The organism is Sphingobium aromaticiconvertens (assembly GCF_037154075.1).
Classification (GTDB): Bacteria; Pseudomonadota; Alphaproteobacteria; order Sphingomonadales; family Sphingomonadaceae; genus Sphingobium; species Sphingobium aromaticiconvertens.
In genome coordinates, this window is record NZ_JBANRJ010000001.1 from 1312220 (window position 1) to 1334109 (window position 21890).

The 21890-nt window shown below is 61.9% G+C and carries 14 protein-coding genes; 2 read left to right on the forward strand and 12 right to left on the reverse strand.

What is annotated here, in order from left to right:
• Nucleotides 1-90: 90 nt before the first annotated feature.
• The 3 genes from WFR25_RS06270 to WFR25_RS06280 are packed head-to-tail and all read right to left on the reverse strand — an operon-like array spanning nucleotide 91 to nucleotide 6412.
• Complete coding sequence (locus WFR25_RS06270) at nucleotides 91-3225, reverse strand: AAA family ATPase (protein WP_336969618.1); 3135 nt, start codon at nucleotides 3223-3225, stop codon at nucleotides 91-93.
• Nucleotides 3222-3917 carry an ABC-three component system middle component 1 gene (locus tag WFR25_RS06275; protein ID WP_336969619.1) on the reverse strand — a complete coding sequence of 232 codons (696 nt, stop codon included), beginning with the start codon at nucleotides 3915-3917 and terminating at the stop codon, nucleotides 3222-3224. Before WFR25_RS06275 ends, WFR25_RS06270 begins: the two co-directional genes overlap by 4 nt.
• Complete coding sequence (locus tag WFR25_RS06280; RefSeq protein ID WP_336969620.1) at nucleotides 3914-6412, reverse strand: ABC-three component system protein; 2499 nt, start codon at nucleotides 6410-6412, stop codon at nucleotides 3914-3916. Before WFR25_RS06280 ends, WFR25_RS06275 begins: the two co-directional genes overlap by 4 nt.
• A gap of 744 nt (nucleotides 6413-7156) precedes the next feature.
• Between WFR25_RS06280 and WFR25_RS06285 the strand changes: the two genes are divergently transcribed.
• Complete coding sequence (locus WFR25_RS06285; protein ID WP_336969622.1) at nucleotides 7157-8011, forward strand: endonuclease domain-containing protein; 855 nt, start codon at nucleotides 7157-7159, stop codon at nucleotides 8009-8011.
• A 425-nt stretch (nucleotides 8012-8436) separates the two neighbouring features.
• Here WFR25_RS06285 and WFR25_RS06290 read toward each other — a convergent pair whose 3' ends face one another.
• On the reverse strand, nucleotides 8437-9807 hold the full coding sequence (locus WFR25_RS06290; RefSeq protein ID WP_086486099.1) for a Fic family protein: 1371 nt from the start codon (nucleotides 9805-9807) through the stop codon (nucleotides 8437-8439).
• A gap of 257 nt (nucleotides 9808-10064) precedes the next feature.
• Between WFR25_RS06290 and WFR25_RS06295 the strand changes: the two genes are divergently transcribed.
• Nucleotides 10065-10571: a hypothetical protein gene (locus WFR25_RS06295; RefSeq protein WP_176342142.1), complete on the forward strand. Its 507-nt coding sequence runs from the start codon at nucleotides 10065-10067 to the stop codon at nucleotides 10569-10571.
• On the opposite strand, the gene WFR25_RS06300 is transcribed toward WFR25_RS06295, so the two are convergent.
• The 8 genes from WFR25_RS06300 to WFR25_RS06335 all read right to left on the reverse strand — a co-directional run bounded on the left by WFR25_RS06300 (nucleotide 10568) and on the right by WFR25_RS06335 (nucleotide 21743).
• A complete protein-coding gene (locus tag WFR25_RS06300; RefSeq protein ID WP_086486098.1) occupies nucleotides 10568-14278 on the reverse strand; it encodes a conjugal transfer protein TraG N-terminal domain-containing protein in 3711 nt (1236 codons plus the stop codon). The two genes, WFR25_RS06295 and WFR25_RS06300, sit on opposite strands and share 4 nt — an antisense overlap.
• A 22-nt stretch (nucleotides 14279-14300) precedes the next feature.
• Nucleotides 14301-15722: a conjugal transfer protein TraH gene (locus tag WFR25_RS06305; protein ID WP_086486097.1), complete on the reverse strand. Its 1422-nt coding sequence runs from the start codon at nucleotides 15720-15722 to the stop codon at nucleotides 14301-14303.
• 91 nt (nucleotides 15723-15813) lie between these two features.
• Nucleotides 15814-16395, reverse strand: a complete 582-nt coding sequence (locus WFR25_RS06310; RefSeq protein WP_414711423.1) for a hypothetical protein — start codon at nucleotides 16393-16395, stop codon at nucleotides 15814-15816.
• On the reverse strand, nucleotides 16392-17300 hold the full coding sequence (locus WFR25_RS06315) for a conjugal transfer protein TraF (RefSeq protein WP_086486095.1): 909 nt from the start codon (nucleotides 17298-17300) through the stop codon (nucleotides 16392-16394). The genes WFR25_RS06310 and WFR25_RS06315 overlap by 4 nt, the downstream gene beginning before the upstream one ends.
• Nucleotides 17297-17893: a S26 family signal peptidase gene (locus WFR25_RS06320; protein ID WP_086486094.1), complete on the reverse strand. Its 597-nt coding sequence runs from the start codon at nucleotides 17891-17893 to the stop codon at nucleotides 17297-17299. The genes WFR25_RS06315 and WFR25_RS06320 overlap by 4 nt, the downstream gene beginning before the upstream one ends.
• Nucleotides 17865-18737, reverse strand: coding sequence for a type-F conjugative transfer system pilin assembly protein TrbC (locus WFR25_RS06325; protein ID WP_336969626.1), 873 nt, complete (start codon nucleotides 18735-18737; stop codon nucleotides 17865-17867). The genes WFR25_RS06320 and WFR25_RS06325 overlap by 29 nt, the downstream gene beginning before the upstream one ends.
• The gene (gene traN, locus WFR25_RS06330; RefSeq protein WP_419723147.1) at nucleotides 18709-19812 is read right to left on the reverse strand and encodes a conjugal transfer protein TraN; all 1104 of its coding nucleotides are present in this window, start codon (nucleotides 19810-19812) and stop codon (nucleotides 18709-18711) included. The genes WFR25_RS06325 and traN overlap by 29 nt, the downstream gene beginning before the upstream one ends.
• Complete coding sequence (locus tag WFR25_RS06335; RefSeq protein WP_336969627.1) at nucleotides 19812-21743, reverse strand: hypothetical protein; 1932 nt, start codon at nucleotides 21741-21743, stop codon at nucleotides 19812-19814. Before WFR25_RS06335 ends, traN begins: the two co-directional genes overlap by 1 nt.
• Nucleotides 21744-21890 lie beyond the last annotated feature (147 nt).

Below are 21890 nucleotides of genomic sequence, written 5' to 3' on the forward strand. Positions count from 1 at the left end.
AGGCGGGGGGCGGAGCGATCCCGAAAGCGGTCGTAAGGTCATTGACGCTGAAGCGCTGATCGCACCTAACTTTGCGGCCTCTCAGCTGCGTCAGGCGCTGCTTTCGGTCGGGGGCTGCGCGTCCCGCCTCAGAATCCGTGCCGCGGCTTGGTTATACTCTGGAGCGTTCCAAACCACGCCCTTATCCGACGGTGCCGTCAACAAGACTGTGGCGCAGGGAAGCCCGGCCGCATCGAATTTGCGAGCGATGAACTCGCTCTCGCCGCGGTCATGGCTCGACATGATCAGCTGATAGCCGTTCAGCTGGACCATATTGCGCATTACATCGACAAAGGCGGCCGTGTGGATGATATCGTTATGCTGCAGCGGGTCGTCGAGAAGCAGCGCACGCCAGCGTGACCATTGATAGGCCGTGCTCGCCGCGCACAGGATGCTGAAACCGTTTGCGGCTAGCTGGCCCTCGCTCAGCACGACCTGCGGAGGCAGATCCTTTCTCGTCTCGATAGCATTGTCGACCTTCTCGCGGTAGCGCAGCGCCATCCCGAAGCTGGTCGCATCGACTCTCGTATCGGCCTTGAACTGAATGCTCTCACCCGGCGTGCTCAGCATCGCCTCGTTGAAGTCGTCGATCACCGTATTGAGCGGATCGAGCACTCGCGCCGAAAAATCGTCGGCCTGCTTCTGAAGATCCTCCGAATAGCGCTTCACCGCGTTGCGCGCCGCAGTCGTGAGTTTGACCGCCGCCCGCGCAGCCTGGACTTTCGTTTTGAGCGCTGCCAGATACGCCGTCGGATCCTTGACGCCATTGTCGCCTCCGGTCGCCCGCATCGACGCGAGGATCTCGTCGATTTCGCTCTGCAGCAGCGCATCCTCATTGTCGCGGGCAAGCACGAGCTGGCGTTCGGCGAGGGACCGTAACCCCGTCGCCACCGCGTCGATGGCGGACAGGCCGCGATCATAGTCCGCCTGGCTAGGAATGTCGTTGAGGCCAGAGCGTGTCCAGCGCTGCTGCATCCGCCGCGCCGCCTGTTCAGAGATCCCGCGCGTCACCTCGGCTGCAGCAAGCTCGCGCTGCGCAAGGTCGAGTGCCGCCTGTTCGCGCTGCACATATGCGGTGGCGGTGCTCGCCGCCGCAGTCAGTTGTCCCAGACGACCCCGCGCGTCTTCGCCGCGCTCGCGCTCGGCCGTCAATCTGGCCTCGATCTCACCGATCGTGGCGTTCGACAGATTGCGCGCGGCGATGCGATCGGCGCACGCCTTGTCCTCCGCCCGATACTGCGCGAGTAGTGTTCCGGACTGACTGTCGCGCGCGATCAGATCTTCGAGATCGGCTGCAACGCTCGACCGCTGTTCGGTCGCTGCCGCCGCGTTCGCCGACAAGGGTTCAAGCGCAATCTCTGCGGCTGCAAGCGCAGTGTCCGCATCGCGCGATCGGGCCGCGGCCAGCGCGGCGAGGTCGCTTTCGGGCGTCGTCGCGAGCGTCAGGGCGATGCTGGCGCGCGCATTCGTCACGGCATCAGCCGATGCTCTCGCGGTCCGATCGAGTCCGTCGACCGCCGCCACGATCCCGCGAAGGCGACGGATCTCATCGCTGAGCGCGGGGCGGGTGGCGCGCAAGGATTCCAAAGCGTCATCGGCTCGCGCGAGGCGATGGTCGCTCCCGGACGCCGCGGCATCGGCAAGCGCCTTTAGGGCGCCCGGTTCGAATTGCGTGCGGCACACCGGACAGTCGGTGTCGTCCTCATGGATGTGACTGGCAAGCTGTGACAAGGCTGCGCTGATCGCCGACGCGTGACGGTCCGCCTCGGCGCGTTCGCGCTGCGCGTCGGCAATCTTGCCGTCGAGATCGGCCAACTGCGTTTCAAGTGGCGTCAGTTCCACCGAAGCACGCGCGGCGGCCTCGCGTCCCTGCGCCAATGCGGCCTCGGCGGCGCCGGACTGAGCTTCCAGGTGGAGACAATCCGCCATTGCCTCGTTGAGTGCTCGGGCCGATGCGGCAAGGCTCCGCAGCCGCGCAACATCGGCAATGGCCTCGCCATGCTGACTGATCGCCGCGTCGGCTTCCGCAATCTTCGTGCGATGCCCCGCGATCGCGTTGGCAAGCGCCGTTCGATCCTGCTGCTCGGTCGACACCAGCGCGGCCAATTGGTCACGGCGGGCGAGATCGATTCGTGTCGCATCGAGCAGTGCAATATTCTGGTCGATCGTGGCGATCGCGGCATTCTGCGCGGTCACTGCGTCATTGGCGGAAACCACGAGCGGCGATGCCCGATCGAGCCGCGCCTGCGCATCGCTGACGACGCTGCGCAGCCGGACGAGCGTTGGATGGTCAAGCCGTCCCTCCGCCTGGCTGACCGCGAACTGCGCGGGCATGTCGGAGAACGCCTCCATAGCCGTCCTGCGCTCACCGGCGGTTCGCAATGCCTCACCGATCCGGTCTCCGAGCGCTGCGAGGCGTGCCGCGACGCCTTCGCCAGTGACGGCAATCGGCTGACCTGCCGCAAGCTGTTGAAGGTCGCGCTCGAGCTGGTCGATCCGCGCAGCGACTTCGTCGGCCGTCAACACGCCCGTGGCGCGCGCGGTCGCGCGGAGCCGCTCGAGCCGTGTCATCCATCCCTGCCAATCGGCGATCTCCCGATCGAACGTAGCAACGACGGCCTGCTCGGCGTCGAGCCTCCGCGTGAAAGCCGCGATGGTCGGTCGCCCGCGCAACCCTGTGCGGATCCGTTCGAGCCGGTCGATGCCGCTTGGTCCCTTGAGCGCCTGCCATTGGTCCTGCGGGTCGCGACTGGTGAACCGCTGCTGTGCCGCCTGGCCAAGGAAATGGGTAAGGGCGAGATAAGTCCCAAGATCGTTGATCGTGCGGCGATCGGGCCGCGCAAGCTGCGCGACGATGTCCGCCATGGAAGTCCCGCCGGCGGTCCTGCGTTCGATGGCGTCGCCGTCCGAGAAGGTCAAAGCGACGCTGTGCGATCCGGGCTCGGCGCCCCGGCGCGTGAGATAGTCCTTCTCGACAAGCTTCTTGCGACCCTTGTTGATATAGGGTTCGAACCGCAGGATCTTGTTAGTCAGTCCCCATTCGATTGCATCGAAGAAACTGCTTTTGCCGAGGCCGTTGGTCCCGGTGAGTAAAACAAGGCCGGGTGCTGCCGGAATGTCGATCGCGAAGTCGCCGAAGGTCCGGAAGTCTCTGATCGCAATGCGGGAGAGGAAAATCTCGCTCATGCCTGTCCTCTCCGCTCCCAGGATTTAACCAACGCCGCCACAATATCATCCGGCGTCTTCTTCTCGTCGAGCGCGATCCGCTCCCATTCGTCCGCCGTCGTCCGCGGCAGCCCCGGCGCGATCGCACTGGTCCCGCTCAGCGCGTCGAGCGCCACGTCCTCGAACTGACCTTCGGCATGGACCCACGGCCGGGCGAGGAAAGTGCGCTTGAGGAATTCCGCGAAACTCTCGTCGTCATTCAGCGGATCTTCGGGTCGCAGCCATGCCAGCTTGCGCGCGACCCGGTCGTCGCGCTCGACCATCAACGCCATTGCGCGCCAGGCTTCCTGCCGCTCGCTCGGGCGGGGACCAAGCAGCATCAGCTGAAGATCCAGCGTCTCGTTGGTCCCAAGGAACGAGCGTGCGACGACGCACTGGTTGCGGCAGCGCCGCAGCGTCTCGAGAACCGCTTCCATCGCAGCAACCTCGGGGAGGATGCCCAGCACGATGTTGAAGCGGTCGATCCGGATCGCATGGCTCTCTGCCGGCAGATCGGTCGGACTGAGCGTCGTCGACTTGCTCGATCCGCCATTGAACGTCGCGCTCGCCAGCTCGGGGCGATCCTCGACCTTGAGGTCAAGCGCCAGCGCTGCCCTGCGCAGCCGCTCGGCGAAGTCCGCCAGTCCGGGTGATAGCATCGCACTATCCGTCATGCCGCGCCTTTCATGATCGTCTTCTCAAGCGCTTCGAAATGCCGCGCCTCGACTGCTGCCAGCAAAGTGCGCAGATCGGCCAGGCCCGCCGCCGCCGCGTCGACGAAATCGCGACTGATCGACATGATCACCGGACCAGAGCCGTCCGTATCGCTGAGCCCAGGCTGGTCGGTGTCGATCTGCGCAAATGGTCGCTCGGCGATCCGGCTGACCTCGATAGCCGTTTTAACGACGAGGATGACGAACTGGGTCTGCCACATGAAGGATCCGGCGCACAGTGACATCTCGTCACCATTGATCATATCGGCCGCGCAGCCATGACCAGTCCATTCGCTGTCGCCATCACGCAGGCGCACCAGATTACCCGGCCTGGCACTTTTCGGCGACGTCGCATCCCAGGCTGCGGCGATGGCGAGCGCGACCGCGGTACCGCGCAGGATCACCGGCCATTTGCTGGGACCGACCAGGATCTGTGCCGCGTCGCGATGGTCATCCTCGTCGACCGCGCAAATCATCAGGCGCAGGAAGTGATTGAGCAGTGCCAGGTCATCGGTGAACGACGTATGCCAGACCGCCCATGTCGCGGACATTGCGTCGCGAAGATCCTGCGCGATCTTCACGTTGATCGGGCGGCCGGGATCGGCGTTGCTCGCGAAAAACGGTTGGAGGTGCCTGTCCAGGCGCTCGAGCAGCCAGGCATCGAGCGAGCGGTGGATCCGGCGCGCCAGAATGTCGGGCGGCAGCGGGACCGGATCCTGAGCAGCACCGCCGGGATTGCCGGCGACGATCGCCGGCATCGCCATCCCTTCGGCATGCGGGGATTCCAGGCTGAGCTCGCGGACGAGCCGGCTCCACAGTCCGGGCGCGGCATGGAGCCGGCAATTGCCGCTATGGCAGGCGACCCGCAGCACCGCGCCCGCGACGGCGCCCAACTGGTCGGGAGCATCGGGTAATATGATCTCGAAGGGCTGTTGCTCGCTCCACGATCGGATGAGCTGTTCCACCGGAACCGCGCCGGACCAGCGGATATTCGCGCCTTCGCGCAGCAGTTGCACCGATATGGGAAGCTGATTGGCTGCCAGCCGTTGCAACCGCGGCGCGAGGATATCCGCACTGCGTGCCGCTTCCCTGAACAAGGACCGTGCTGGTGCCGACAATTTCGGGACGAGCGTCGCCTCGCCGTGGCGGGCAAGCCATTCCTTATGGGTCACGTCGAAACTCGCCAGGTGCGCGGCAAAGGGCGCTCGCACCACATCGCGCTGGGGGCCCCGCCGAACGATCACCGCATCCGCCGCGACCGTCTCCCCGGCGCAATCAAGCCAGAACGGGGCAACGACCGGAGATGGATTGGGGGCGTCGATCCGCGCAACGACACCGCAATGCAGATGCCGGAATGACCGCTGAGCGTCACTGGCGCACGCCTTGATGGTGAGGTAGGCGGCGAGCCGATTGAGCGTTGCCGTGGAGACGTCGAATAGCTCGGCATGCTGGGTCTGGAACGTCAGCTGTACGCCGGGTCGCAGTTGCTGGGCGACCGCGGCAACGAGGCCGATATCAGTGAGAGGCTGCAGCAGCTCTGCGTCATAGGCCGCCATGAAATCGAAGCGGGCGCCATTGGCATCCTTGGCGCGGGCGCGCACGTCGATTGCGGCAAGGGCCGGTTTCAGCGCCGCGATGCCGGGATGTTCGGAGATCAGCCGGATCATCCCGGCATGATCGAAATCGCGCGCTCCCGCGGCCACGAAATCGATCAGGCCGCCATCGCCCGCACCGCTGACGAAGAACCGCGGGGTCGGCCGGCCTGCGAACTCGGCAACCGGAACGCCGGCATCGGTCCAGTAGCTGGCGCTTTGTATCGCCGGTAGCGGCTCGCCGGGCTCAAGCCCGAACCCGACAGCAAGAAACACCATGTGAAATTGTTCGTGCAGCTCCGCGCCTGGCGCCGGGGCATTGAGCTCGGTGATATCGAGCTGATAGCCGTCCGCCGTCCGCGTCAGCCCGGTGACCCGATGGCGCAGCCGTCGCTCGAGGCGCGGCGCCAGCCTGACGACAATGTCTTCGAACCCGAGCAGGACATCGTCGCGCACGGCGCGGCACGTCCCGGACTCCCAGTCCAGGATCGGCAAGTCAGCGATGGGGTCGGTCGTGTAGTGCGCTGGCCAATCGTAGATATGCGGATCGAGCCGCCGGCGATCGGTCGTCGACTGCAGGGGCAGCAGAGCATCAGCGGACTCGAAAAGGACGACCTGCGATCCGGTGACGAGCGCGGCGGCAGCTGCAGCGGTGACACCGGCCGCACCGCCGCCAATGACGGCGATCCGCGGATTGGCGTGGAGATAGCCGAGTTCCTTTAGCGCGTGGACCAGCGACAGCGCCCGCACTTGCTGGGAGTAGAAGGTGATACGCCGGTCGAAACTGCCGATCACGAACAGGTTCGGCCGGTCGCGCACCGTCGCGCCGTCTACAATGTCTTGGGCAAGCAGAGCGTCAGCCAACGCAGCGCGCTCCCGCAGACATGCGCGCCTGCAGTACCGGCACTAAGACAGTGGCGTGAGTTCGCGCACACATGGTCGACAATCCGCTCCCCCCTCCGGCCGCGTCGCTGTGACAGCCGGCGCACTCGCTTATGAGGAGGAACCTGGCAGGACGCAAGATTCTGATGAGTCTCGCGAAGTCACTGTAAGCCCGGCTTGGTGCCTGCCGCCCAACTTTACTCATTCCTGCTTGTACCGAGCATCTGGACCTACGCCGTAACGGGCAGTTATCAGCGGCAGACCATAATGCCGACCTTGTCAAATGAATGCCGCCTCACGTTAGACAGAGTTTGATTGGCAATTGTTGTCCTTTTCACTCTTGATAGAGATATAAGTTCCTCTTCAAACCGTCGAATCCTGCCTGCCGGCAGCTGTTCCCTACGCGTCTTCTTTACGTTGGGTATAAGTTGGTAATGTAAGGCTCTAACCCGACCGCCCCTCAAATCTTGGGATATATAGCTAGTTCTCAGTGAAAAAGCGGCAGCAAGCAATGTCGGGCCCGTACAAATTTGCAGTATTTCAGAACCGCCCGAAGAGATGAGGGTTATTGAAGCCCTCATTGCCATCCTATAGACTCAACCCGACTTACCTATCATCTTCAGGATATCCGTGCGTCATCCCGGACAACCAAAATCGCCTCCAGCTTGGCATCGAGACCGAGGTCCATCCTACATTGAGAAGCAATTTTCAGCTGAGCTCGGCGACTTGGCTGACCTGATTGAGAGCGAGCATTGGTTCGGAGACGCTGAAAAGCATGGACGATACCGCGTTGATTTCATCCTGAAGGATGCCCGGCTGATCATCGAGCTTGATGGTCACGCATATCATTCAACCAAAGAGCAGCTCGAGAGAGACGCGATCAGACAGAGATATCTCACGCGGGCTGGCTATTCGGTCATCCGGTTCACCGGACGGGAGATCAATCGCGACCCAGCCGCCTGCGTGCGTGAGGTGCGAGAGACGTACAAGGAGCGCATGCAACGTGCGCCTGCGAAGTATCGCGTGCTGTATATCGACTACCAATTTCTGATCCGCCAGATGTCGCAGGCAAAGCGATTTTATCAGGACCTCTATCCTGACAAAAATTTGCAGCTCCCCAGTCTCGATTTATTCATTACCCACGCCGTGGGCTGGTTGCACGAGAAGTCCTTTATCACCGCGTTTGTATTCCTTCCGCTGGAGGAAGAACACTACATCAAGGCATTAGACGGAAAGACGACGGAGTACGACAAGGGCGAGGTCCGGATCAACATTGTGACAGATGACCTCTATTCGTCCGAACTTGGGGTCCACATGGAGAGCTACGCCCACCTGTTCGACGAGTTTTTTCTGGTGGCGGATGATCCCATCTACGTGCTGCCGCTCCGGTCGGTGCTGCCCGCTAAGCTCAGCGACAGCGTCCTCGGCGATCAGAAATTCGAGTTCCTGTCGGGAGGCAAGCTTCTACGAAAGGGAAACGACGAAACCGCTTTTGTGGGGACGGAGCTCGCAAAGGTTCGCTGGCAAAATGTCTGGTACCCGATTGGCACCGCAATGGGCCTTCATCCCTACGAGCTGTGACCCATGATCGATTGTTATGGGCGGCGGTGCTGCTGCCTTCAACCGGGCGATAATTCTCTGCATCTTCGTCAACCGCAAGATCTCGACGAGCCTGAAACAGGGGCTGTCGAACCGTGGACCTAACCTGCACATCGCCGGCCAACTCGGGAAGCCAGTATCCAGTGGTGAACTAACGGCGGCTATCAAGCGGCGTTGCGCGGTGCCCAGCGACAGCTGTGTCGGCGGCAACCGACGTCGGCTCCCTAAACCTGCGATGTCCGTTATCCTGGTGTCATCGCTCCGAAGCTGACTGTCGTGAATGTCCCAGCGGGCACCCCGAAAGCTGCCATCAGTTCGCGCATGGAACGTCAGCTTTTCTCGCCTGAGCGCTCAATACCGGACCGAGCAAAATGTCCCAATCCAAGCCATTGAGTTAAGCGTAGCAATCACCCTGCGTTCCAGATTTGTTGCCATGCAGCAAATTCCGACGGACGAACCAGGTATCGCGCGAAATTGCCCTCGTGCAAGCCCAGCAACTCTGTTTCTGCGACCTCGGCAAACTGGTCCTGATCGGCCGTTGGGATGAATTGACGGGACGTCGTGACCAGATGCGCGCGTGTCGCCTGTCGGCTCATGGCACCGCGCACAACATCCCGAACGACATCGCGCAACTGTTCCCGATAGCGCAGGCGAAACGGGTCTGGCTCACCCATTGATTGACGAACGGCGGCGTAGCGCGCTGCGGATCGCTGATAGGCCCAAAGGAATACGTCGCGGAGCAATGTTATGTCGTTGCGTTCATAGACGCCAAGCGTGGCGCGCGTGTAAAGGTCGCCTGGAACCTCGGTGAACGACAACGGCGCAAGGTTCGCCCGGATCATGGGAATATTGGCGGCGAGGCGTGATACGCGCTTATTCACATCGTCAAAGGGCTGAAGATAAGGAAGCTGCACCATTATGAAAAAGGCCTGCTCGAATGGATCGTCGATGGCCGCCGCTGTGGCAAGGATTTGATCGAAGCACTCCTCGATGAGACCCGGACCTTCCAGTGGATGAAAAGTTGAACCGTCTATCCCTACGATGATGTGGCGCAGTCGCCCCACCGCCGTCGGGTCAGCTAACAGATTGTTCGCCAATAGCGCATGCAGGTTGAGTATCGTATAGCGATTGAACCCGACATCGTTGGCGTTGGCGACGAGAAACTCGATCGCATCTTTATGATTGAGGATCATCTGCGCTTCGCGCGGTCCGCGTCCCTCGGCGGCTTCCCCGAAATCCAGCAGCCGCCGCGTATCGAGCAGCGAATATGTGTTGCCTTCGAGACGGCTGGAATTCCATGCAAGGTCGATAAGCAGCCTATTCAGTATCTGCTTCGCGTAGGTTCCTGCCGCTGCGGCCTCAATCTGCGGCTTGCCGATTGTAGCCAGATGATCGCGCTGCTGCTGGGTCAGATAGAAGGTTTCGTTGGGCCGGTAACGATCCAGGAAGGTGCGGTCATAGCCGACCGGTTGTCGCACCGCGACGGGCTGGCGCACATAGGCAAGGACAGCTCTGCCTTCAGGTGATATCGGGACGATGTCGGCTGGGTCAGGCTGGGCGATGATCTCATCACCATGGTGATATCGGGCTGCACGCCCGTCGCCGGTAAGGCGTAGCCGACCCGCGTCAACCAATGCGCGAAGACGATATTGGAGGGTACGACGGGCACCAGGTTCCGCGAGCGCGTCAGTGATCTGCGCTGCTGACGCACCATCCGGGAATTGGGCCACAGCGGCCTCGATCGCTTGTAGGTCAGCTTCAGGTATTAGTCGTGCCACATAACTTCCTTATTTGCGCAAAAGATAAATCGCGCAACTATAAGAGTCAATGCGCAACTAACCGCGGTTGCGCGCAATTTCGCGGGAATTTGCGCAAGCTTGCAAGCGGTGGCTGGGTTCTGCTTGGAAGGCGGAGCAGGCGGCTCTTAGGATCGGCCCTTCTTGTCATTTTGCTCTCATGCGCTTTGCGAAAATTGGAGCATGGGTGCCTTCCGACCAACCTTTCAGCAATTATCCAAGGGGAGGAGAGGGGGAGGGTGAATGCTCTCATTTTGGGAGTGATTTTTTATCTGCGGAACCCCGGGCGTGATAGTATCGACCAGAAGGAGCATCGCATGAACGGAACGGATGACAAACCCATTCCAGGTGAACCGCCGCAGACCCCAGATCTGGTAAAGCCTGAAGCAGCACATTGGCTCTGGCGGCCATGGTATGCCAAGTCATGGTGGACAGCAGCTGCAATATTCTGGTTGATTGCGTTTTTCGCGCCCAATCTCTCTCTCAATGCAGAACATATCACCCCCATCATCCTGCTTTTCCATCCATTCTTGATCGTGCCAGTGCTGGGTTTTGGTTTTTTCCGCGCGTGGATACGCTATCATTTTGAGGTGAAGGCGGAGCACGAGCCAGATTCGAGTGCTCGCCGCGTACACCAGTTTCCTCGAATGGATCCTACCGACCCAGCTGATTCAAGCTACCATTGGCATCCTGGCAACCCTGCCAGCCAAGCGTGGCTCGATAAGCATGTCAGGGGGAAGCATTAGCGGTCCTTAAATGTCGGGTCGCCATCACCAACACCCGCGTTACGATCGCCGCTAAAGCGACCACTATCCAAAATCTTGCTTTGTTCGAACGATGTGAGTGGCGCAGTGAGATCCCATGTGCCTCGTCCCGCGTCTGCTTCCCTCAAATAGCGATTGCGAAGACCGTCGTGCCCAAGAATTTGGCGTTGGAGTTCGGTAGCAAATGTAACTGGGGGATTTGTCGAGCGGGATGCCGACAATTCAGCTGCCGCAATAGCATTCCTGACATCATAGTTGACGATATCGATGCCCGCTGTGGCGTCGGTAGAACCCAGTCCTGCATCGGACGTTTCTAGTCCCGCCTGACCGCTCAAATGACCACTCGTCTGACGCGAATCTGGTTTGCCTTGAGTTTGGCTTTCGACGCTCCCTCCCAAATTCGCGCCAAGTGATGTTCTATTCGACACTTGGTGGCTCGCACTACGCGACAGCGACCGGGTCCACCCTGTCTGCGCCATGATCGCCTGAACGTCACGCTGAAGCGTGTCAACAACTTGCGGCTTCAGTCGCCACTCCCCCTTGCGATCCATCTCGAATCCGCCGCGCAGCCAGTTTGCCATCATGGCATGGCCTTCCGCCCCGCCGCCCAGGAAATGCTCGACCGTATCTGGCCCAGCCTGTTTGCCTGCCTCGAACCGCGTACTGGTGTCCGAGCGCGCCGACTGGCTGAACCCGGTGCTGCTCGATACCAACAGGTCGTTATGGGCAAAACTCAGCCGCGCCCGCCCGCCCTTGGCAATTGCGCCCAATTGGCTTTCGTTGATAAGGCCCGCCTGCCACATCTGCGCTGCGGTCTGCGGCGTCAGATTGAGGTTGAGGTCGCCATTCTGGTCCATCGCGATCTGCCTTTTGGTAAGGTTGACACCATTGTCGCGCAGCAATCCTTGCATCCGGGTCAGCCTCTCATTCTCGACGATGCGGCCAAGCCGCTCGTTGCGCGCCCGATCGGCGATGCCCGCCGTGCCGTCCTCGGCCATGTCGACCTGGTTCCCGGCGGTACGGCTGAGCGCCTGGATGAAGCTGTCGAGCCGCGCGGCCTCGCGCACCGAAGCCCCTGCCGCAGCCGCCCCTTGTGCAAACCCAAAATTCTCGCTCTGCCGCCGCTGTTCGCCAATGCGCGCGGCCGAGCGCGTGCCGTCCGGGCCAACTTCGCGCTGCGCGTCGAGCTTTCCCGACCGCTCGGCAAAATCATAGCCCGCCGCTTCCCGCGTCCGTCCATAGACGCTCGTGCCTTCACGCGCGGCCTCCGCAGTCGCACCATCGGCTGTTCCCACCTGGGCTGCGGCATTATAGCTTTCCAGTGCATGCATGACCTGCGCCTCATTGCGCCCGGTCGCACGCGAAAGCTGGGTGATGGCACTCGATCGTGCTTCTCCAGACAGCGCGTTGATGAAGGATACACGTCGCCCGGTTTCGTCGATCGACAGGCCGAGCATAGAGGCTGCTTCTCTTTGCCCCGCATTGCTGCCCGTCCGCCAGCCCTGCTCGGTTGCCACATTGCCACGCTCCACCTGGGTGACATGGTCCCCGGCATAGTCACGGCGACCTTCCATCGCGCCGACTGTCACCTGCGCTGCGGTCAGGTCATTGCGCAACATCTGCACCTGATCGAAAGCATTGGCGCTGAGCTTGGCGAAAGTCGGATCAGCAGCAGCCTGCCCGATCAGGGTCGAAGCCTTGAGCGCTGCGTCCTTCGCATCATAGCCGTTGCGCTCAAAATGGCGCTGGGTGCCAGACAACATCATGTCATAGGCACGATTGTCGCCGAACGCCTTCCACTGCACCATATTCTGGGCGAACGCCGCAAACGCCCGCTCGCCCGATTGCCCTTCGCCAAAATAGCCGGTGCCAAGCGCCCGCAACGCATCCTTCTGGGCAAAGTCATGAATAGCGCCGGTCGTGGCGCTGGCGCGAACCGCTTGTGCCGTCGCGGGATCGGCAAGGTTGCGCCCGACAAGCGCTGGCGACAGCCCGCCCAACTCTCGCGCCGCATCAATGCCGCCCAGCGCCATCGCGCTGTTTCCAGCGAGCCCACTGCCATGATCACCGATCACGCTGCCCGCTGAACCAAAGGCGCGGTTGCCGCCAAAGGTTGAGCGCTCACCAAAGTCCCCGAAGCTCGATGCTGCACCGCGCCGGGCCATCGTCCCGCTAGCCGATGCCTGCGATTCCAGCGCCGAGGCAAATCCTTCCCGCGTCATAAGGGGTGCGGCCGCCGCGCTACCCTGGCCCTGTGCCTGCAACGCGCCACCGGTGAAGGAAGAGAAGACATTGCCCGAAAAGCGGAACACCGTGAACACGAATGCGCCTGCAAGGCCAGCGGCAGCCGTGCGAAACGTCCCGAATATCGCCAGCGCCTTCATCGCCGAAGAGGGGGCGAGCATCCAGGCATTGACGGCTACATGGTTGGACCGCATTTCGGCCAGCACCCCCATCGCCCGGCCCACGGTGAGCTGATAGATGCCCGCATCGATCACGCCCCACATTGCGACGAATACGAACAGTCCGAGCGCAAAACTGGCTACCCGAAGGTTGATGGGGGTAAGGATGAACAGCAGCGCGATCGGCATCATGAACAGCATGATGCCAAAGACCGTAGCACGAATGGTCGGCATCCACTGATTGGCAACCGACATGGTCGAAAGCCCGCTTGAGATGACTGCCCGGTTCGCCATGACCCGCGCGGCAGTTGCTGGACTATCCTCGTACAGCACCTCCCCCACGCTGTTGCCCAGCAATATGTCACTCATGAACGCTTGGAGCGTGAGCGGCGTCCCCATCATCACCTCGCCCATTTGTCCAAGCCGGGTGCGACAGCGCGCGAGCTGACTGGCGTCTGCCACATCATAGCCTGTGCTCTGGCACACTTGGCGGGAATATTCCTCAAACAAGGTGGAGTCATTGAGACGCGACTGGATATGATCCCAGCTTCCCTGGCACGTCATGGTCGTGCCCGCCTTGTCGGCCGAGGTGAACACCGTGCTGAACGTTGCTGGTCCCGCCATGGCGGCGAAGGCTGCGGGAAGGTCGGTCGTCCCGCGGAACAGCTGGTCGTCATCCACGCCATAGGCAGGCGATATGCGGGCCACCGGATAGCATTGCCGGACATAATCCTTGATCGTGGCATCGAGAAAGCTGTCGGTCATCGGCCCGCGCGGTGATACTGCGTTCAAGAACAGGTCGAAGGAATGACCGCCTGCGCCAAATTCCAGTTTGGCATTGGGATCAAGACTATTGTCATCGATGGTTTCGGCAAGCGCCCGTTCCATTAAATTGGTGACGCCTGCGACCAGGACGATCAGGTTGGGCACATCGCCGACTGCCTGATAGGCATTGCGTACCCGGTCATAGACATGGACGGTACCGGTCGTGGCGATCAGCCCGACAAAGAGGCCAACACCCATCAGCATCTGGAAGCCGAACCCGACAAGGCCCATGCCCTGGCCACGAATGGAAGCCAGCACCACGCCCAGCGCTAATCCTACGACTGCGCAGATCAGGACCAGCGTTTCATAGCGTGGGTCGCCAAAGATCATCGAAACCAGGCGGAACGCATCGACCGTTTCGGCAAAGCCATCATAGGTATGGAAACTCGATTCCAGCGCAAAGGCCTGCGTGGAGCCAAATAGAATGGGAAGGGCGGATAGGGCGCGAACAAGGCGACGCATCGGTGGAGCCTTTCTGGGATGTTCAGCGATTGGTGCCGGAAACGGTGCCGGTCGCCTCGCGCGCGTCGCGATCGCGGGTGCGTAGCAGGCTTGCATAATTGGCTGAGAGATTGGCCTGTGCGAGCGCGGCCATATAGCTTTGCCGCATCTGCGCGCGCTGGCGCAGCACTTCGTCGCGCAGGTCGCGCAGTTGCTCCATGCCCTTGGTAAGGATGCGCGTCTGGCAGATATTGGCATTCGCGCCATCGGCTGCGCCTGCCACGTTTGCTCCCCGTTCGGCATTCGACACTGCAAAGTCGATCGAGCGGGTGAGGTCGTTGAGCATCTGATAGGCAAGCGTCAACGCGACAAGTTCGTCCGTGTCGGCGATAACGCTGTCGGACACGCCCTGGCGCACCCCCCATTCGAGCAGGCGATAGACGGGCAAGGTGCGCACATTGGCGACAAATTGTCGTTCCTCGGCGGACAGCGCTGCGCGTGTGCGGATTTTCGTAGCGATTGAGTTCATGCGCGCCTGCGCCAGTGCGAGCGCACCCTTGCCGCCGTCTGCGGCGCAGTCTGTGGCGGTGGGCGGTATGGCGAGCGCCCGGCTCTGGACTTTGCCGGCCAGAAAATCCTGCGAACTCTCGCTGTCCTGGTGCGGGCAGGCCGGGATGGCCGAGAAGATCGGCACCTTGTCGGTCGCGTCCCAGCGCATATAGACGTCGCCGACCCGCGCGCGCATGACGCCTGCCCAGTCGCCTGCACCCACGCGCGTGGCTGCATGCGACAGCAGCGAACCGGTACGGAAGATGTCGGTCACCTCGGCGGGACAATTGGCCAGCGCGTCCTTCAAATCCTCGGTTGGATTATTCTGGTTCGCCTGGATCTTCTCGCGGCTTTGCTGATAGCTTTTGGCAAAGCCCTGTTTCACCGATTTATAGCCGGTCATTTCCTCGATGATGCCCGACATATTGTCATCGCCTTTGGCGATCTGGACCATGCGATTGGCGAGGCGGCAGTCATTGACCTGGATGGAATTGAGGAAATTGGTCGCAGCCTCCATTTTCGAGATGATATTTCCCATTTTTTCGTCGAGCGTTTCGAGCAGATACTGAAACGCGACGGCGGGCGCGGCCTGGAGAATGCTCTCCAGCTTCTGCACCAGATAGTCCGGGTCAAGGAAGGACATGCCACCCAGGAACATGTCGATGCCGCCACAGCCTGCCTTCACCTTGGGCAGGGTCAGCGACATAAGATAATCATCATGGACATCGACGCGCCCGGACATGCCGCCAGCCGTCACATAGCCGCGCGTCTGGTCCTCAAAGGAACCAGGAGCGGTGTAGGTCACATTGTCGAACCAGCTTTCCGCCCAGCCCTGGGCATAGGCAGGAGTGGTCGCACCGCAGGTGGCGAGCAGCGCGCAGACCGTCAGTGAAAGGCGTTGGGAAAATGAACGCATGGCGGGCTTCCTTGAGAATGAGCAGACAAGGAGGCGTCCGCCCGCCAGCGGGACGCCTTCGCGAGATTGAGATAAATATGGTTGGAGCGCCTCAACGCGATGACCCCGACTGCGCGGGTGGAGCGCCTACGATTCCGGTAAATTTCGCCATGGCGCGCAGGCCCACGGCCGGGCGAACGCCGGTCAGCATTTTGGCGGCGAGATAAGCGTTGCGCGCGAGATTTTGCGGCTGGTCGGTGCCGATCGCTATCGGGATGATGCGATTGGGGTCGCTGAGCGGTCGGACCCAGGCGACCGGGTGGCCGACCCATGGAAGCCCAAGGCGACCCGATCGCAGCAGGGCTTCCTGACCGCTGATGGTACGGACCTGCCAGCGATAGGTGCGTGAGAAGCGGCCAAGCTTTGCCCAGAGATCAGCGCAGGGGAGACAGGCCGGGTTGGTGGTCATTTCGATGACGTAAAGCGGGGCTTGTTGTGCCAACGTCGCTGCAAAATCGGCCGGGAAATCCCGCGTCACCGGCACGCGTGCCAGCCATGTCTGCATGGCAGCGCTGGTAGCAACCGGATGGATGGCGGCGCGCATGGCGTCGTCGCGCGAAGGCGAACGGGCTTGCGCCGCTGTCCATGGCGCGATGATCGCCGCCAGGACGAACAGGAAGCGCCGCCACATCATGGCTCAACCATCCCACCGGTCGCCGAGATTTGTTCCTCGACGCTGCTCGTAGAGACTGGCCCATTGGCAAGCGCATCGAAAAAGCCGTCCTCTTCACCGGCTCCGGTGAGAAACTGCTCTGGCCGAATATCCCCCGACAGCAGGCGCACGGCCTGATAGGCGGTCTGGATGAGATTGGGATAGGCTTCGACCCCGGTGGCGATCACCATACGCTGCGCGCTGCCGCGCCGGATGACCATGGTTGTCGGCGTTACCTCGACCCCATAGCGCTGGGCAATCTCTGGCCGCCGGTCGAGTTCCTGGAGCGTCACCTGCCAGCCCATCTCGTCCTGGAACCGCTGGACCATGGGCCATTGCACCCGGCAATAGCCACAACTGGCGCGCGAGAACATGACAAGCGCAAACTCCTGAGACCGTGCGCGGAGATAAGCGCGGCGCACCCCGTCCTTTTGCGCCAACATCTGGTCGCGCGCATCGCTCACCATCGGATTGGCGGATTTGGCGTTGAGTTCAGGATGCTGGAGCATGGCGATCTGGGTGACGCCGGCAAAGGCGCGGGCCTTGCGCCGGGCAAAATCCTGCAAGCGCCAAAAATCGGACACGGCGTCGACGCTCAGCACGGTTGCGGCATAGTCGCGCTGGTCCTCGATCAGCTTGCGTATTTTGGGTGGGGTCCAGCGCGCCAGCTCCGCCATGGGCGGAATGACGGGCTTGCTCAGGGTGTCGGGTTCAGCCGTGTCATTGGTTTTCTCTGGCGGTGGGGCATACCACCAATAGCCCTGCTTCATGGCCGGGACGGATGGCGATGCTGTCGCAGGCGTCGGCGTACCGGTGGAGTGCTGTGCATATGCAGGCTGAGGCAGCAAAAGAGCGGCCCACAGCGAGGCCGTGAGCACGCGCATCATAGCAGCTTCTCCATCCGGATAAGGCGCGAGATGGCCACTGGACCATAATAGCGGCTGTCGAACCCGTTCGCATGGGTCGAGCCGACATAGATATGCCCCGCAGCGATGCGCGAGGCGGTAGGTTTCCAGTGGGTAAGCCGCTGGCCATCTTGTCCGATCGCCTTGCTGATGCCGAGGAGATGACCATTGCAATAGTAGCGGCCATCCCAGGCGCCCGGCGTCATTGAAGGCGTCTCGACGATCTCTATCCGGTCACCGGGGAAACAGAGCGCATATTTGGTGACATCGACCGGCGCGGGTCCGGCCAGCGGATGGACGAGTTTGAACGAGACCAGATCGCCGCGGTGGATAGGCCCCGGCGCTTTGCGCACCAGCCAGGCGTCGATCGAAGGGGACATGATGAGCGTCAGTTGCGGGAGCCCCCATGCGGTGACGGCCGCAATCGGGAGAATGATCGCGCAGGCTTTGGCCAGCTGGAGTGTGCGGCCCGGTTCATCAGATCGCGCCGCTCCAAGCGCTAGCGCGGCTTCCTTTGGCAGCGCGCGCAGCCGTGGCGCGATACCTCTAGCGGCGTTCCAGGCGAGCCTGAACATCGGCGACCTCCCTGGCTCCGCCCAGACGGGCATATTCTTCCAACAATCCCGACAGTGCCGCATCGCCATAGATGAGGTGCTGGCTTTGCGGGCTATTCTCCTCGCGTTCACAATAGGGCTGGGTCGGATCGGCAGGGATGAGACCCAGCGCAGGTACGCGTATGATCCCGTGCTGGCGGAACACCAACGGATCGACGATGATCTGCACATTGCGCATCGCGCAGGCCGGGCCTTCGCAACCTGGGTCGATCCGCAGAATTTGGGCGCTCAGCTTTGCCATCGGCGCGACCTGCGACAGTCCGCCGGGCATGCCGCGAAAGGCGATCACACCGCCGACGCGCTCAAGCTGGGCAGCATAGGAACGTAAGATCGCAACAGGCATGGAGGATGAGGCAAAAAGCAGCGGAGCCCTGCCTGATTGTACGGGCGGCGCTATGACAGCTGCTACCGCCTGCATGTCCGGCGCTTCGAGGCCCAATGCCTGTGCCAGGCGTTTTGCGGCAATTTCGCGTTCGGCAGCTAAGCCTGCCTTGCCTTTGTCGAGAGCCGCGCGCGCCCGTGCATCCATGACCGGCGATGCGCCATGTTTTCGTAACCCTTCAAATGCCCGCCGCCGCTGATCATCGGGCAGTGCGGGAAGTTGCGTCGGCCCGGCGGTGGTATCGGGCTTGCGCCTGGCGATACTCTCCTTCAGCCGGTCCATGGCAACAGCGCCTTGCGCTTGCGCCTGGTCGCGCCCGTTTGGCGTGAATGGTTTATCCTGCCCCATCGCGGGCATAGCGATCAGCATCAGTCCCGTCGCGCTCCAGGCGCAGCTAGGGATTGACCGTCTGCAGATACGCATCGATCCTGTCCTCCATATCGATCTGAATATCGCTCTGGGCGCGCGCCTCGATGTCGGCATAATAATCCGACAGATCCATCCGCGAGAAATCGAGCGCCTGAAACTCCTGGGGGGTAAAGCCCCGGCAATAGGGTTGTTTTGCGGTTCCCCAACCCAGCGCGTTAAAGCTTTTTAGCTGAGGTCGGCCCTGTTCCTGAATGATCCGGCCAAGCTTGCTGTTGAAACAGCAATGCCCTTTGGCCTTCTGCACGCAGACGCCAAGGATGCTGGAGGCGCAATAGGTGCCGACCTCATGGCACATGCCTGAGCCCCGTAGCATGCCCACTTCCATATCCTGTTGGTCACAGCCCGAGAGCAGGAAATCCATCATGACATTGATGGCAAGGCTGATCGCGATCGAGGTGGGATCAATGCCGATGATGATTGCATTGGCCCCGGCGCTGGCTGCCTGACTGGCTGTCGCCCCTGCCTTGAACGCGGTATAGGCCGCTTTCATGCCGGTCCAGACGCCTTTGGCGACGGCGATCTTGGTGCCAATCGAAGAGAGGGACGACCCCATGCCGTCCTTGACGATCTTACCCTGATCCTTGCAGCAATTGGAAAAGCTGTTGTTGAGGCCGGCGGGACGGCAGCGCACAGCACGGCCCGAAAATATCTCGATCGTGCCCAGGCAATTGCCGTCGGCATCGACAACACCGTCATTTGACGCGCCAGGATCAGCGACCAGCGGCTCCTCATCCACCACCGCTCCGCCGACGACGGGCGTGCAGGCATGGGGCGAACAGGCGGGCGTTCCGCCGTTGACCGGCGTAAGGCAGGCATATTGGCTTCCCAGCGGACAGCTGTAGGTGCCGCGAGCATCCTCGACACAGCTTGCCTGCTGAATTGGGCATAGCGCGCCACTACCCGTCGCTTCGTCGCATCTTGCGGTTTCACCGTGATCGGCGGCATCGCCATTGCCATTGAGGTCGGCCGCGCAAATCTGTTGGGCAGTCGCCTCAGACGGAGCAGCAAACAGGCTGGCGGTCATCACCCATGCGGCCATAGCGAGTCCGGCAGGAAGAGTGGCGCGCATCAACGGGCCTCCGCTCTGCAGACAAGGTCGGCGCCGGACAGGCGAACCGTCTGCATCATCACGACGGCCTCGGGAAAATCATCGAGGCAGCCACAGGCCGAGATCAGTTCTTCACCTTCGCCCAGCGGACAGGCGTTGTTGGTTGTGCAACTATGAAAATAGATGTCCCACCCGGCCGGATCATTCTGTCGGGCGCCAACGATCCCGTCGACTGCGACATCGCTATTGGCTTTGGACGCGCGGGTCTTGCAGATGGGTTCGCACGTAGCGACCGATCCCCGGTCGGGCATGGTGAAGGGCCGGGTCGATGTGGCGACCGTCCCATCTTTGGCGCTGGTGCGGTCGGCGAGCAGAGTCTCGGTGGAATGGTCGATGATATAGGCGCCACGGGTGAGATCGGGCTGCGTCGCGCTGCCCAAATCCAACGTGCAGGCATAGCGTCGGCTGCGCTCGAAAAAGTCGCGCATATATTGGACGCTGCAGGCTCCGGTACCAAACAGCCTGGTTGAGGGCAGGGGCTTAAGACCGGTGTTGACGCCGTTGCGCAAGGTCGTCACGCTATCGACCGTCTCGCTGGTAAGATGGCATGCCGGATCGGCGGCATAGCCTGAGCACAGGTCCACCAACCTTTCGCTGACCTCGCAGGCAGTATCCACCTGAACTTCGAGCGTGACATATCCCCAATTGCCCTCGCCGCCGCCGCGCACGCGGGCACCCACGATCATGGCCCCTGCCTTAAGCTGAGCGGTCACATCAATGGTGGTATGCTCAACCCAGGGATCGTCGCTGATCCGGCAGTCGCCGGACGGCAGCGCTTCCCCCGGCCAGGGTCGCTTACCGGCAGAACCAATAATCTGGCCATTGACCCGCGCCTGCACCCAGTCGTCCGCGCCCATCTCGACGATGCGCGCCGACAGGATCCGGTCAGGCGCGATGGGGTCGAAGGTGGCACTATGGATGGGTGGACTATTGCCACAATTTCCCGGTCCCCGGATCTGGTAGCGGCGGCACCCCGCGCCGCAACTGGTGACCGACGCAATCGAGCCGCCAACGCCCATAATGTCGTCATAGTCCCAGGACTTGACCCCAATGTCGCGGGTGATCGTGCAGGCGCGGATTTCCTGGGCCTTGCCGCTGCCGATCGCGGAACCGGCAAGCGCCTGAAACAGGCTGCTGGCTTTGGCTGTGCTGTAGGCGTCGCTCTGTATCGCGGCAGGATCGCTCCGATAGGCGGTGGCGGTGACCGACGGATTGGCGGTGCAGGCGGTCGTCTGCGCGCCGGTATATCGGATGACCGGGCCGTCGATTTGTGCCTGGGCGATGCCTATGCGCGGATCGGCGGTGGTGAGCGCGGCTACCACCCCGCCGCCCAGATCCTTCAGGACTGAAGCCATATTGCCCCAGACCAGATTGTCGCCGCAGCTATTGTTGACGCAATAGCAGCCTGCCAGTGCGGTGAGCTCGACCTGCGCCAGCCTGACCTCGCCAGCGCCGCCGACGGTCCACTGGAAATTGCGACACTGGTCCCAGCTTGCCTGATTGCAGGCAATGACGCCATTGGCGCAGATGCCTGAAATCGGCACGGGCACATTGAGCGTCTCGTCGAACGTGCCGTCCAGATCCTTGTCGCGCGTCAGGCGCAGGGTCGTGATATCGCCACCGGGTCCAGGCTGGGCGAGTATTTCCAGCGCCGTTGCCGATTTCTGGCAGGCAAGGCTGGGGGTGAACTGCTGGCTATCATCGATGGTGGCGATCGGCTGACCACCAAGCCCTGGGGTCAGATAGTTGCGTTGCAAGGCGTCGCTGTCACTGCTCTTGTTGCGGGAGGCTTGCGCGGCGGTGCGTGCACGCTCCTCCATCGTCTGCGCCAGAACATTGCTGGTGAGGCAGGCTAGAGCACAACCGCCGGCGAGGATCAGGCCCCGCTTCATGAGTACACCTTTAAGCAGACCCAGATAAGGTGGGTGGTCAGCACGGTCGCTGCGACAACAGGACGGAGAGGGGCATTGTCCGTTATCGCATGGGGTTTTGCGGCCGTGCTGACCATAGGTGGAGCGACACCGTCGGGGGACGACGCC